This window comes from Moorena sp. SIO3H5, assembly GCF_010692395.1.
Lineage (GTDB): Bacteria > Cyanobacteriota > Cyanobacteriia > Cyanobacteriales > Coleofasciculaceae > Moorena.
The window spans coordinates 1-12,495 of the sequence record NZ_JAAHHS010000225.1 but is presented as its reverse complement, the minus strand read 5'-3'; the positions used below and the strand labels follow the sequence as shown (position 1 = coordinate 12,495).

Here is a 12,495-nt window from a genome sequence, read left to right as displayed (position 1 = left end):
CTGAGTTATGAAGTACAGTCTTATTTGAGGTTGACTCCCTGTCTTGATCCAGCGCATCCCGATTCCCGATTCCCGATTCCCGATTCCCGATTCCCGATTCCCGATTCCCGATTCCCGATTCCCTGTTCCCTGTTCCCTAAAATCCAGAAATTTTGTACCTCATAGCTATGATAATTTCTATACTTAAATCATGAACGATTTAAATTACTATTTAGACAAATACGACGCTATACCCTTAGATACTGAACAATACAAAAATAGTTATGTCGGCTGGGCACTAGACTTTTTTATTGACGAAACAAAGGTAATAAATCCTTATTTAGATATTACCTTACGATTAGACTTAACCGATGGGGAAACTAATTATAAGGATAATTTTAAAAATGACTATTCCACCTTTACGTGTTTTTTAATCTGGAAATTACTTAAAGCCCTTAAAAAACATCCTTCTTTTTGGTGGAGATTTATTAACGATAAATGGGATCAAATTAATAACCCACCATTATTTTGTCCGACAGCAGTGGGAGGCGAAGCTCGATTTGTAGAGATGGTCATTAATAATGCCACAAAATTAGGATGGCTTGAATTTTCAGAACTATACAGAAATACCAAAGACAGTATTTTCGCTAATCCTATATTGCCCAATAATAATGAGAGGTTCTATGCTTACCAACTGGGTCAATTTGTTGGTAATCTTCCTGGCTTGGATTTTCTAAGTTTTGCTATGCAGACAGGTCGTGAAAGTACCCAGAGTTTTTTATACTTTGGGAAGCGAACCTACGACGAAAATCAGCAAAGATTAACGGTGCCTTTAGCTATCAAATTTCACCATGGCAATTTAGATCCATTTATAATAGAATTGTTAGTTAAGGATTATCTAGCTGAATTAAGTAAACATTAATACAGCAGTTTTTACTTGGGTGAGTACAGAGTTTCTGGTTTTAGGGAACAGGGAACAGGGAACAGGGAACAGGTAAGAAAGAAGAGGGAAAAAAACTGTGTACCTCATTAAGATAGAAACCGCTATATATACTTATTGGATTAGTAAGCAAAACTGCGCTCAATCACTACTCCCGACTCCCGACTCCCAACTCCCTATAACTGCAATCTTGCACCAGTACAAAAAAACTTAATAACGGCAGTGATAACAATCAATTTAAGTACTGAAAGCGATGCAGCGCGGTCTTGGGGAGCCAGTGCGGTCTTGGGGGTTCCCCCCATGAGCAACTGGCGTGGTTTCCCCCATGAGCGACTGCATCAAGAGAGAGTCACATCTTATCACTGTTCCCTGTTCCCTGTTCCCTGTTCCCTACCTTGACAGGTAAATTTTCAACTTGGTGCAAGATCTGATTACAACTCAATAGAATAATAATGCAAACCACCTTCTCCCGCACCCTGAGTCCACCGTGAATCAGGTTTCCAAGCACCATTTTGTTCTTCCCGACGGCGAGTGTAGACAGTGAGCTGATTATCCTTTACTTTCAGTAGATTATATTGCCAGGGATAACCGGGTATGAGTTCTTTGGTCGGTGCCCCAAAGGTGCCAGCACCAATTTGGTCGAGTTTGCGTCCAGTTGGACTAAGGTCGTAACGGAAAAGGCTGGTTTCGGCTTTGTGGATGTGTCCGTGGAGGAAGAAGCGGAATCCAGCTTGGGCGAGTTGTTCCATGAATCCTTGGTCAGTAATCCTATCGCTTCCAGCACTATTCAGGGCATGGTGCCAAACCGCTAGTTTCAGGCAGTTGCGGTAGTCTGGGTTACGGCGAATTTCGGTCAGGGCTTTGCTGAGAGCACCGGAGTGGATGCTAGCACGGTCTCTGAAGTGGTGATCCAGTTCCCAAGCGGAGTTTAGTCCTAGGATCAGCAAGTTTTGCTCTGGGAAATAGTCGATAATGGCTTGCTTGTCATAGTCGAGGGGATAGGGTTCAGTTTTGATAGCTTGATAGAATTGGCTGAAGTGGGCAAACCGTTGTTGGTATTTAGCTTCATCTCGGACTCGAATCACATCTTCACCTTTGATGTAGTGACCCTCTTTTAGTTCACCATCGTAGTCTTCGAGATCCAATAACTGATAACCCCGCTTTGCTAGTTTCCAATTGAGGTCATGGTTACCGGGAACTAGCACAATTTGCTTCGAGTCTAGGGAGAAGTCTTGGCGGAGGTTGTCGAGAAACTGTTGTGCAGCCTGGTATTCCTCTGGAGTGGAATAATTGGCGATATCACCAGAGAGGATAAGAGCATCAAGGTTAGGGATTTGAAGGTCTTGGATTAGGTCTTGGGCGAGTTGGTTTGACCAAAGGGTAGCTTCCTCACCGGTGGTGATGTGGAGGTCCGAGAGGTGGAGGATGTACATGGTTTGAGTCGGTTTGGGACGATCGGCTTTGGGACTATAGGTTGGGTTGTAGATTTGGTAGCGCTCTTGAATAGCGTTAAGGGCGTTGATGGTTTCATAACAAGTCATGCCATCATTAGTTTGTACAAATTCTTTATTATTGAGGCGATTAATTAGTTTAGAAATAGTGACTTCTGTGCCGATTTTTCCCAGAGCTTCTGCTCCCTTGTTAGTTACCCAATAATCACCATGTTCTAGGCATTTAATTAACCCATAACTAGGGGTTTTGATTCCAATTTCACTGAGAACTTCTCCTGCCATTATCCGCACATCAAAATCCTCATCATCTAGGAGTTTAATCAACTTATTAGTGACGGTTTTTGATCCAATTTTAACCAACGCTTTAGCTGCCTCATTATAGGCATAAAATTTTTCATTTTTCAGGACTTTAATTAATCCATCAATCGCAGACGTTTCTCCAATATTACCCAAAGACTCTGCTGCCTTATGACACACCCAATTCTCCTCATCTTCCAAGCATGTAATTAACCCCTCAATCGCCGCTGCTGACTTAAGTTTACCCAAAGCATCTGCTGCCATCCAACGCACATCTGAGTAGTCATCTTCCAGACATTTAATTAACCCATCAATCGCTGACGTTGCTCCAATATCACCCAAAGCCTCTGCTGCATTACGACGCACTAAGTAGTTGTTATCTTCCAGACATGTAATTAACCGATCACTAGCCGCTTCTGAGCCAATTTCTCCCAAAGCCTCTGTTGCCCAAATACGTAAATCATCGTCTTCATCGTCTAGGAGTTTAATCAGTTCATTAATAACATCTAATGAACCAATTTCTACCAGAGCTGGTTTCGCAATATACCTTACATGATGCTTTTCATATTTCAATAGTTTAATCAGAGGATCAATAACTACTGATGATTCTAGGGATTCTGGTGATTGGGAGTTAACCAGAGCTTTTCCAGCATTTATGCGGACATAGGAATCTTCATCATTGAGAAGTCTAATCATACCATCTCTAGGAGCTAGTGACGAAATTTTAATCACCGCATCTGCTGCAGTAGAATAGACATCATAGTCTTCATCTTCCAAAAATTTAAGTACTCCATCAAGAGCTCCTGGTGACTGAATTTTACTCAAAGCTTTTATTGCAGTTCTCCGTACCATAACGCTTGGATCATCTAGACAGCTAATGAGACCATCAACAGCCGTTTCTGACTCGATTGCTCCCAGAGCATTAGCTGCATTTATCCGCACATTATGATCTTGATATTCCAACAGTTTTATCAAGGCCGTAGTAGCTGATTTATCACCGATTTCAGCTAAAGCATAGGTCACTTGATAACTTCCACGATAGTCTTGAGATTTAAGGAGTTTAATCAAAACATCGATAGTTGCTGGTGACCGCATTTCAATTAGAGCTTCTGCCGCCCTCCTACGTATAAGTGAGTCGTCATCATCTAGGCATTTACTTAAGGGAGCAATCGTGGCTTCTGTGCCAATTTTACCCAGAGCATATGTCGCCCTCCTACGCACATTTGAGTCGTCATCATCCAGGCATTTACTTAACAGGTCTATCGTGGCTTCTGTCCCAATTTTTTCGAGAGCATCTGCCACACTCAAACGCACCGCAAAGTTGTTATGATCCAGGCATTTACTTAGCTCAGGTATAGCTCTATCGGATCCAGTTATTCCCAACAGTTTAAGCTTAAGTAAGGTCGGAACATTTAACCCAGCCACTAACCCAATAGTCTGGTCCTGAAACTCCGGTTTTACTGCTCCTGCTAACCTGGCTCCCAGTTGCCAATCCACTTCTAACCCTAACCTTACCACCCGCTGGGCTTGGGCTTGATCATCTACCAATTGCAGCATCAGTACCAGAGGTTCTGTCCATTTCAGATAATTAAGATAGTTTTGTTGTAACTCCTGATCGCTGATACTTGGTAATTGCTTTAATAAATATTCTGCTGTATAGTATTCTTGGATCATTTGGTGTCGAAACTCAATCAAATCTCCTGATTGTTGAAGCAAGTGATGGTTCAGTAAGTCATCAACCAAAGTCTCGGGGCAAACATTAGAATTGACAACAGGCTTCTTACCTAGATAGTCAGTTAAAATTTCTTCTGCTTTTGTCTTAGGAATAGCAACAGTAATCTCTTTGGGGTTATCCCCTGCTGTCATCACAAACCCTAACTCTTGTAGCAGTTTAGGCCACAATAGTTTTGATTCCCTTGAAACCTTAATATCTTGCTTGATGTTATCAGAATAGAACTGGGTAAATGAGCGAAACACTAACCCCAGATTCGACGGTATCTCTCCGTGATCCTGAAACAAGGCACACAGCATCTTCAATAGTAGGGGAGTTTGGCCAAACTCCCGTAAGCGATCGCCCAACTGCTCAAGCATCTGCTCCCCCTTTTCAGGCAAATACTTGCGGACAAATTCCGACATTTGGGCTGCACTCAAGGGTTGCATTTCAAACTTCTTCTCAATCCCCAAGTCACCACCTACTCCTAAATCCCTAGTGGTGAAAATCATGGGAGTACGCTTTTGGTAATCCTTCCGAAACTGAGTCAAATCCACACGTGCGTCTTCTGACGGTAGCTCGTTCACCCCATCGATTAGTAACCAGAATTGTCCTTCAAACAATAGTCTTTCGATATCGGTAGAGTCGAGGAGTACATCATGGCGTTTGATAAAATTCCGCACTAACTCCAGCACCGATGTCTGGTAATATCGCAGTTCTACCAGCACCGGAATTTTTCCTGGTATTCCTTTATCCCCCAACAATCGCACTAAGGCGGTGGATTTACCTGAACCCGGACGTCCCACTAGTAAAACATGATCCTCAGCATACTTGCGCAATCCGTCTAGGACAGGCAAGCGTTCAGTTTTTTCCCGATTTTCGTCTTGTTCCCGATTTTCGTCTCGTTGTGGCTGCTCCGACTTGATGGTTTGCACCATTAGGCCAAAATCAAACAGCACAGGGGTTGGTTGCTGCTGCTTGGGCTTGCGGCCTTCGACATCGGTCAGGGTATAAACTTGCCACCATTGGGCGTAGCTGTCACGGATTGATGCTAGATAGGGATCCCAATTGACCATCTTAAGGATCTTGTATGAAGTTTAAATTATATGGCACCCTTGTGATTTATTCTAGCTGGGCAGTGTTTTGGGATGGGCATTTTGGTGGAATGGGCATCTTGCCCGTTGTAGAACTGGCATCTTGGTAGAACTGGCATCTTGCCAGTGTCAATTTCCAGGCGGGCAGGATGCCCGCTCTACTGCTATGCTCAGCCAGTGGAATGGGCTTGGTGGAACTGGCATCTTGCCAGTTTCAATATTATGTTGGGGCGGGCAGTTGGTGGGCAGTGCTTTGCTAGGGGTACGGGAGCTGTACTGATTGGTCTGCTGCACTGCCCACCCTACATCTACATCTGCTGACTTGCTGTGGAATGGGCATCAGGCGTAGAACTGGCATCTTGCCAGTGTCAATATCTGTTGGGGCGGGCAGTTGGTGGGCAGTGCTTTGGGATGGGTACCGGAGCTGTACTGATTGGTCTGCTGCACTGCCCACCCTACATCTACATCTGCTGACTTGCTGTGGAATGGGCTTGGTGGAACTGGCATCTTGCCAGTGTCAATTTCCAGGCGGGCAGGATGCCCGCTCTACTGCTATGCTCACCCAGTGGAATGGGCTTGGTGGAACTGGCATCTTGCCAGTGTCAATTTCCAGGCGGGCAGGATGCCCGCTCTACTGCTATTCTCACCCAATTGAGAACCCCTATAGTTGTGATTGTAGTTGCAATTATAGTTGACAAAATTCCTTATAAGTGTTTTCATTACTTGCCCTAGATCTTTCCATCTCCTGATCACGCCATCTCTAGGTCTTTGAGGGCTATTGTCTGACTAGTAACTGTTGAAATAATCAAGACTTAGGCAATTGCCCCCTAAATCCCCCAATTCTGGGGGACTTTGACATCATTACCCCCCCCAAAATTGGGGGGCAGGGGGGCAAAACCCAGTAAACTTCGTAAGTCCTAATAATATTTTTTTTGTAAATTAGTTGAGAAAGCTTTGCATTTGAAACCTAAATCGACTAAACTAGTCTAGGAGCATTAGCAATAACTAAGTCTTAGCTGCTTAAATCTTCCCTTAACCGAGGCAGCTGGGTTCCAGCTTTTAATAAAAAATTATTTCATTATTGATTATGGATCCATCTATATCTGAATCAGAGGCCAGTCAGGTGATTGAGATCAAGTGGGGAGAGCGATGGCAAGTCTATCGGCGCTTGCAAGAGCTAGAGATTCCCTGTCACTGTAAGACTGACCAGCCCTTGAGAGCTGAAATCGATAATGTCATGGCTTTGATTCAAATTTGGAGTATCCTCAGACAGCTAACCCTTCCGCGCCAGGAGTTAATATCCTGGCTCGATGATTGCTGGCGGCTTCCTAGCAAAAGGCGCAAGGAGAGACTTTAGGGAGTGTGTAGGGTGTAGGGTGTAGGGTGTGGGGTGTAGGGTGTAGGGTGTGGGGTGTGGGGTGTGGGGTGTGGTTTCCTCGATCAGCGACTCCATTAAGACAATACTGATACTCCCAGGTCTACTCAACAAACTAACCTTGGCCATTCGGCCACGCTACGCGAACAACCTTAAACCACCCAACCTTAAACCTTCAACCTTCAACCTTAAACCTGCCAACATTCAACATTCAACCTTCAACCTACCAACCCTCAACCTTCAACCTCCCAACCTTCAACCAACAAACCTTCAACCTGCTAACCTTAAACCTTAAAAGAATACCGTTACTATCCATTCATGACAAAACCAGCAATTCTACATTTAGAAGGGATTACTAAACACTTTGATCAAACCACTGAGCCAGCAGTGGGGAATGTGTCGTTTACCCTCCATGAAGGGGATTTACTGGGATTAGTGGGGCCATCTGGCTGTGGCAAAACGACTTTACTGCGGATTGTAGCTGGGTTTGAGCGACCCCAAGCGGGACTAGTGGTATTGGCAGGACGGAAAGTGACTGGGCCAGGGTATTGGTTACCACCAGAACAGCGCAATACTGGTATGGTCTTTCAAGACTATGCTCTATTTCCTCATCTGACCGTGGCAGAGAATGTGGCGTTTGGGCTTAAGCAGAATCGTAAACAGAAGAGTGGTGTGTCTGTCAAGACTAATACGGAAGATGCGATCGCATTAGTGGGATTAGCTGGCATGGGCAAACGTTATCCCCACGAACTCTCAGGTGGTCAGCAGCAGCGAGTAGCCCTAGCCCGTGCCTTAGCCCCGCAACCTAAATTAATTCTATTGGATGAACCCCTGAGCAATCTGGATGTCCAAGTGCGTCTGCGGTTGCGTCAGGAAGTGCGAGCTATTCTCAAAGAAACCGGAACCTCTGCTATTTTTGTGACCCATGACCAAGAAGAAGCCTTATCGATTTCCGACCAAGTAGGAGTCATGCGTTCTGGTCGATTAGAGCAATTGGGCACACCAGAAGAAATCTATACCAATCCCAGCTCTCGCTTTGTCGCAGAATTCGTCACCCAAGCCAACTTTTTACCAGCCCAACGCAGAGGAGACCTATGGGAAACAGAAGTAGGCTCGTTTGCCATCAGAGTCAATGACTCCATAATCAATCCTAAACTGGATCAGCTGGAGCAAGGGGAGCTGATGCTTCGGGAAGAAAATGTTCTTCTCAAGCCTGATGATAACTCCTCCGTAGTGATTCAAGACCGACATTTCCTAGGTCGTGAATACCGCTACTGTTTACAAACCGCTTCCGGCACCAAACTCCACGCTCGCACCAACCTTAGCACTCAACTACCCGTAGGAAAGCGGGTGCGAGTGTCTGTAGCTGACCCATCAGTACCGATTTTTTAGAATGTAGAATTTAGAATTCTTCATTCACCATTTTTCTCTCCTGACTGATTGTCATTAGACCCTGAGTCATTGCCATTAGAGGATTGGACTTGCTTGAGATGAATCTTATTCACCTGAACAATATAATGTTCTATGGCCTTTTGTGATTGTTGTTGACGTCGCGCACCATCGGATGACTCAGAAAAGCGATAAGCTGGAGTGACTCCCAATACAAATTTTTCCTGTTCGGCTTCTAACAATTCTACAGTAGTGTTGGCAGCAATCCAATTTTCTTGAAATGGAAAGGAAGTAGAGACACTAGCAACAATAGATGCAACAGCTGGAAAGATTACCGGGAGCCACTTTAGTAATGCAGAACCAGTTTCTAATTTGTCTAGCAAGACTAAAATTGGTGTTATTCCCGATAAAATAATGGTTAACATTTGGGCAACATAGTAAGCATTTCGGGAGGTCTTGCGGGTCTTTTTATAATCGTCAATCAACTCCTGGCTATAGTTTAGAGCTTTTTCTATTGCTAGAGTTATCGGGTTATTCTCTATGGAATTATTACCGCACCAGAGCCCACTACACAGTTTAGATTTTTTGATCAGTTGAAACTCATGATTAGCTTCTTTATAGTTTTGCCACAATTGTTTATTAATTAGAAACAGAAATATAAAAACAGCAAAACAAGCAGCGCTAACGATTAGCAATATTTGAGGGTGTGAGATAAAAATAGAGGCAATTCCGACCCCAACCGCAGCAGCCAGGAATAAATAAGAACCTATGCTTATTAAAACTGAAGGTTTTGAAATTGATGAAGAAGAGATTTGCTCTATTGTCTTAGTAATTTTATTCTCTGGAATTCCGTCAACTTGCATTGCTTCCAAATTCGTCATTTTTATCTAATTCTTAATAAAGTTAATGGACAGAATTGTCTCTAGTCAATTCTAGCAAGTGGGCATTGCTGATTGGTAGAGTACTCAGAAATCCCACCGTTTACCCTCCCCACACTTCCCCATCTCCCCATCTCCCCATCTCCCCATCTCCCCATCTCCCCATTTCCCCATCTCCCCATCTCCCCATTAACTAACCAGGTGCTCCATTGCGGTGGTTGTTACTGTAGGTGACTCTAGTACCAGCCCACTGAAGCTTATTCCTTAAGGTCTGGTAATAGGAATACTGTTCCCGTAAGATAATGAACTTGGCCTGACAATCTGCTCTACGTACATCCACCCGTTGTCCAGGCCAAATAGAAGTTGCGAGCACACCATCCATCCAGAGTTTAGTGTTTAGCTCATAATCCCCCAAGGGCCAGATACTGACAACAGAGCCAGAGGGGAGCACGAAAGGACGACTCGAAAGGCTCATCGGACAAATCGGTGCGACTGCGATCGCTTCGAGGGAATCGTGCAAAATTGGACCATTAGCGGAAACAGTATAGCCAGTGGAACCAGTGGGAGTGCCAACAATTAGTCCATCCCCTTGGTATTGATCGACTATTTCTCCATCAATTTCCATTTCCAAAATTGAGGTAATCATCCGATCGGCAGAGGCAGGTTTGACACACATTTCATTTAGTGCGAAAAAGCGTCCGCTAACTGGTGTAATGTCAGTGCGGTTTCCCCCAAACACAGCCCCCTCTAACATCATCCGCCGCTGAACTGCATAGCGGTCTTCTAATAGTCGGTTCCATACTTGCTCAGTGTCTTTAAATTCTTCAATAGGTTCGGTCAAAAATCCCAGATGACCTCCAACATTTACTGCCAAAATGGGTATTCCTTCCGGAGCCAGATGTCTTGCGGCTGCCAATACTGTCCCATCCCCCCCGAGAACCACTGCCAAATCAATGGCTTCGGTAGCAGAAGCTAAAAAGACTGGGTAGGGATTATCTTTCGCGCCACTTGGTCCAATCAAAACCTTGCACTGGCGTGCTTCCAACTCCCGAGCGCATTTTTCTGCGCAACGTTTTCCTTGGTAGTCTCCAGCTTTGTGAATAATAATGACTTGCTTTAGCTGCACGTTAATCTTCTGGCTTACCCCTAGTGTTCACTGTTATTCTAGAGTGTTGGCTTCAGCATTACCTGATCTTTGCGGGGAAATTGGGTAAATAATTCAATTGTTAAATAAATTTAATTGTCAAAAAGGCCTTTTCTTGATCAAGAAGACTACCAACTTGGGCTAACTAAAACTAGAGACTGGGTCAAACAGGCTTAGTCAATAGGAGATTAACCCATGACAAACGAAGAATTTGATACCTTAATCAAGAAACTCGAAGATTATGCCCAACAATATCCCAATAATTATAAGCTGCGTGTAGGACTTTTAGCTGCACTGGGTTATGCCTACATTTTTCTGGTCTTGGCAGGATTGTTAGGAGTTCTCGGACTAGTAGTACTGTTAATTTACTACAGTGGTCGGATCAATCGTGGCATGGTTCAACTGATCATTGTTCTGCTGGTGCCAGCCTGGATGATTATGCGATCGCTATGGGTGAGTTTTCCACCACCCCAGGGATTAAAACTACAGCGCCAGCAAGTCCCAAAACTGTTTGCCTTGATTGATGAGTTGACCAAAGCTCTAAAAGCTCCTTCCTTTCACCATGTCATCCTGACCAGCGAATTTAATGCAGCAGTAGTCCAGATTCCTCGTCTGGGCTTACTGGGATGGCAAGAAAACTACTTAATTTTAGGACTACCTTTACTCCAAGCCCTTTCTCCTAGACAATTTCGAGCGGTCCTTGCCCATGAATTGGGACATTTATCCGGCAAGCACAGTTCCTTTGCAGCCTGGATTTATCGACTGCGTCAAACCTGGGAGCAGATTTGGCAACAATTGGAAAAAAGTCAACATGCTGGAGCAACAGTACTGTTTCATGGCTTTTTTAATTGGTATTCCCCTTTTTTCAATGCCTATTCTTTCGTACTTGCCCGTGCTAATGAATACGAAGCTGACCGCTGTGCTGCCGAGTTAGCAGGTAGTCAGCACGTTGCGGAAGCGCTGCTGAGTGTTCAGGTCAAAGCTCAGTACTTGGAACAATCTTTCTGGAATGACATTTATCACAAAGCCCAGCATCAACCCAATCCTCCACAAACCCCTTTCCAGGATTTAGCTAAGGCATTGTCGAGTCCCATTGAACCCAATCAGCAACAACAGTGGATTAGGTCAGCGTTGATGTCTCAAACCCATCATGCCGATACCCATCCTTGTCTGTTGGAACGTTTAAAAGCCTTGAAATATCCCTTCAACCCACCCCCTAGCTTACCGATACTGGTCAAGGTAACAGCCGCTGAGGAGTTTTTAGGTAAAGCGTTACTACCTCTGACTCAAGAGTTGGAGCGTCAATGGCACATTACTATCAATTACCAATGGCGAGAAAAGTATACCCAGGCTCAGGCGATACGCCAATCCTTGGAAACTTTAAACGCAAAAGCTGCCCAGTCTCCGCTAAGTGTTAAAGAAGCCTGGAATCGTGCTCGTTGGACATTAGATTTAGTCGGCACCCAAGAGGCAATCCCGTTATTAGAATCAGTACTGACCAGGCAAGCTGACCATGTATCCGCTAATTATTTACTAGGGCAAATCTTAATCGCACAAGAGAATGAAGCTGGTATCCATTACCTGGAGCAGGCGATGGCACTAGACCCAGATAGTGTCTTGAGTGGCACTCAATCAATTTATGGGTTTCTAAGACGCCAAGGACGTGACGCAGAAGCAGACCAATATCGTCAAAAAGCTGCCAAACATCATGAATTACTGACCCTGGCACAGGAAGAGCGCTCTGGTTTCAGTAACGGCGATCGCTTTCAACCCCACGGACTATCGGCTGAGGTAGAAGCTGCCTTACAACAAAAACTTGCTGGTTACCCTGAAATTAAAGAAGCTTATTTAGTGCGCAAAATAGTGCTAATATTCCCAGACAATCCTTATTACATCCTCGGTGTCAGCCGTCAGCGTAATTTTTTGGAGTCGAATAGCTCTACTAAAGACCAACAACTGATTGACCGTCTAGCAGATGAATTAGAATGTCCTGGTCAGACCTGGATCACTATTTTAAATAGTACGAATAAATCCTTGAAAAAAGCACTGCGAAAAACAGCAATCTCCCCAATTTATCAGAGTGTTGTGAATCAAACGTTAATTACTAATTAAGGGAACAGGGAACAGGGAACAGGGAACAGGGAGCAGGGAGATGGGGAGATGGGGAGATGGGGAGATGGGGAGATGGGGAAGATCGGAAGAGCGGCGGGTAGGGAAAGAGGGGAGATCTCGGGGGT

The 12,495-nt window shown here is 44.5% G+C and carries 13 protein-coding genes; 7 read left to right on the top strand and 6 right to left on the bottom strand.

The genetic code is table 11. The annotated features are described in order from the left end of the window. Positions 1-190 precede the first annotated feature (190 nt). Positions 191-901: a CatA-like O-acetyltransferase gene (locus F6K52_RS22085; protein WP_293082685.1), complete on the top strand. Its 711-nt coding sequence runs from the start codon at positions 191-193 to the stop codon at positions 899-901. On the opposite strand, the gene F6K52_RS22080 is transcribed toward F6K52_RS22085, so the two are convergent. After that, complete coding sequence (locus F6K52_RS22080) at positions 887-1,009, bottom strand: hypothetical protein (RefSeq protein ID WP_293082681.1); 123 nt, start codon at positions 1,007-1,009, stop codon at positions 887-889. The two genes, F6K52_RS22085 and F6K52_RS22080, sit on opposite strands and share 15 nt — an antisense overlap. Positions 1,010-1,141: 132 nt before the next feature. Between F6K52_RS22080 and F6K52_RS22075 the strand changes: the two genes are divergently transcribed. Next, positions 1,142-1,318: a hypothetical protein gene (locus F6K52_RS22075; RefSeq protein WP_293082679.1), complete on the top strand. Its 177-nt coding sequence runs from the start codon at positions 1,142-1,144 to the stop codon at positions 1,316-1,318. A gap of 32 nt (positions 1,319-1,350) precedes the next feature. Here F6K52_RS22075 and F6K52_RS22070 read toward each other — a convergent pair whose 3' ends face one another. Further along, positions 1,351-5,454: a HEAT repeat domain-containing protein gene (locus F6K52_RS22070; RefSeq protein ID WP_293082675.1), complete on the bottom strand. Its 4,104-nt coding sequence runs from the start codon at positions 5,452-5,454 to the stop codon at positions 1,351-1,353. 121 nt (positions 5,455-5,575) lie between these two features. Between F6K52_RS22070 and F6K52_RS22065 the strand changes: the two genes are divergently transcribed. Beyond that, complete coding sequence (locus F6K52_RS22065) at positions 5,576-5,752, top strand: hypothetical protein (protein WP_293082672.1); 177 nt, start codon at positions 5,576-5,578, stop codon at positions 5,750-5,752. A 59-nt stretch (positions 5,753-5,811) separates the two neighbouring features. Here the strand turns inward: F6K52_RS22065 and F6K52_RS22060 are convergent, their stop codons facing one another. Then, complete coding sequence (locus F6K52_RS22060; RefSeq protein ID WP_293082669.1) at positions 5,812-5,979, bottom strand: hypothetical protein; 168 nt, start codon at positions 5,977-5,979, stop codon at positions 5,812-5,814. 580 nt (positions 5,980-6,559) lie between these two features. On the opposite strand from F6K52_RS22060, the gene F6K52_RS22055 reads away from it, so the two are divergent. The 3 genes from F6K52_RS22055 to F6K52_RS22045 all read left to right on the top strand — a co-directional run bounded on the left by F6K52_RS22055 (position 6,560) and on the right by F6K52_RS22045 (position 8,239). Further along, the gene (locus F6K52_RS22055) at positions 6,560-6,829 is read left to right on the top strand and encodes an Asr1405/Asl0597 family protein (protein WP_293082667.1); all 270 of its coding nucleotides are present in this window, start codon (positions 6,560-6,562) and stop codon (positions 6,827-6,829) included. Between the two features lie 139 nt (positions 6,830-6,968). After that, positions 6,969-7,142 (top strand): hypothetical protein, encoded by a 174-nt coding sequence (locus tag F6K52_RS22050; RefSeq protein WP_293082664.1) that lies wholly within the window; start codon positions 6,969-6,971, stop codon positions 7,140-7,142. 23 nt (positions 7,143-7,165) lie between these two features. Beyond that, positions 7,166-8,239: an ABC transporter ATP-binding protein gene (locus F6K52_RS22045; RefSeq protein ID WP_293082661.1), complete on the top strand. Its 1,074-nt coding sequence runs from the start codon at positions 7,166-7,168 to the stop codon at positions 8,237-8,239. A 20-nt stretch (positions 8,240-8,259) separates the two neighbouring features. Here F6K52_RS22045 and F6K52_RS22040 read toward each other — a convergent pair whose 3' ends face one another. The 3 genes from F6K52_RS22040 to F6K52_RS22030 are packed head-to-tail and all read right to left on the bottom strand — an operon-like array spanning position 8,260 to position 10,240. Further along, positions 8,260-9,117 carry a DUF4231 domain-containing protein gene (locus tag F6K52_RS22040; protein WP_293082659.1) on the bottom strand — a complete coding sequence of 286 codons (858 nt, stop codon included), beginning with the start codon at positions 9,115-9,117 and terminating at the stop codon, positions 8,260-8,262. A gap of 41 nt (positions 9,118-9,158) precedes the next feature. Next, complete coding sequence (locus tag F6K52_RS22035; RefSeq protein WP_293082656.1) at positions 9,159-9,296, bottom strand: hypothetical protein; 138 nt, start codon at positions 9,294-9,296, stop codon at positions 9,159-9,161. A gap of 11 nt (positions 9,297-9,307) precedes the next feature. Beyond that, positions 9,308-10,240, bottom strand: coding sequence for an NAD(+) kinase (locus tag F6K52_RS22030; RefSeq protein WP_293082654.1), 933 nt, complete (start codon positions 10,238-10,240; stop codon positions 9,308-9,310). A gap of 213 nt (positions 10,241-10,453) precedes the next feature. Here F6K52_RS22030 and F6K52_RS22025 point away from each other — a divergent pair, with 213 nt between their 5' ends. Then, entirely contained in the window at positions 10,454-12,370 is a 1,917-nt protein-coding gene (locus tag F6K52_RS22025; RefSeq protein WP_293082651.1) for a M48 family metalloprotease, read from the top strand. Positions 12,371-12,495: the final 125 nt, after the last annotated feature.

Coding starts and splice junctions, on each gene's coding strand:
- F6K52_RS22055 (WP_293082667.1), top strand. CDS start 6,560: ATGGATCCATCTATATCTGAATCAGAGGCCAGTCAGGTGATTGAGATC.
- F6K52_RS22085 (WP_293082685.1), top strand. CDS start 191: ATGAACGATTTAAATTACTATTTAGACAAATACGACGCTATACCCTTA.
- F6K52_RS22045 (WP_293082661.1), top strand. CDS start 7,166: ATGACAAAACCAGCAATTCTACATTTAGAAGGGATTACTAAACACTTT.
- F6K52_RS22040 (WP_293082659.1), bottom strand. CDS start 9,117: ATGACGAATTTGGAAGCAATGCAAGTTGACGGAATTCCAGAGAATAAA.
- F6K52_RS22070 (WP_293082675.1), bottom strand. CDS start 5,454: ATGGTCAATTGGGATCCCTATCTAGCATCAATCCGTGACAGCTACGCC.
- F6K52_RS22060 (WP_293082669.1), bottom strand. CDS start 5,979: ATGCCAGTTCCACCAAGCCCATTCCACAGCAAGTCAGCAGATGTAGAT.
- F6K52_RS22025 (WP_293082651.1), top strand. CDS start 10,454: ATGACAAACGAAGAATTTGATACCTTAATCAAGAAACTCGAAGATTAT.
- F6K52_RS22080 (WP_293082681.1), bottom strand. CDS start 1,009: ATGAGGTACACAGTTTTTTTCCCTCTTCTTTCTTACCTGTTCCCTGTT.
- F6K52_RS22035 (WP_293082656.1), bottom strand. CDS start 9,296: ATGGGGAGATGGGGAAATGGGGAGATGGGGAGATGGGGAGATGGGGAG.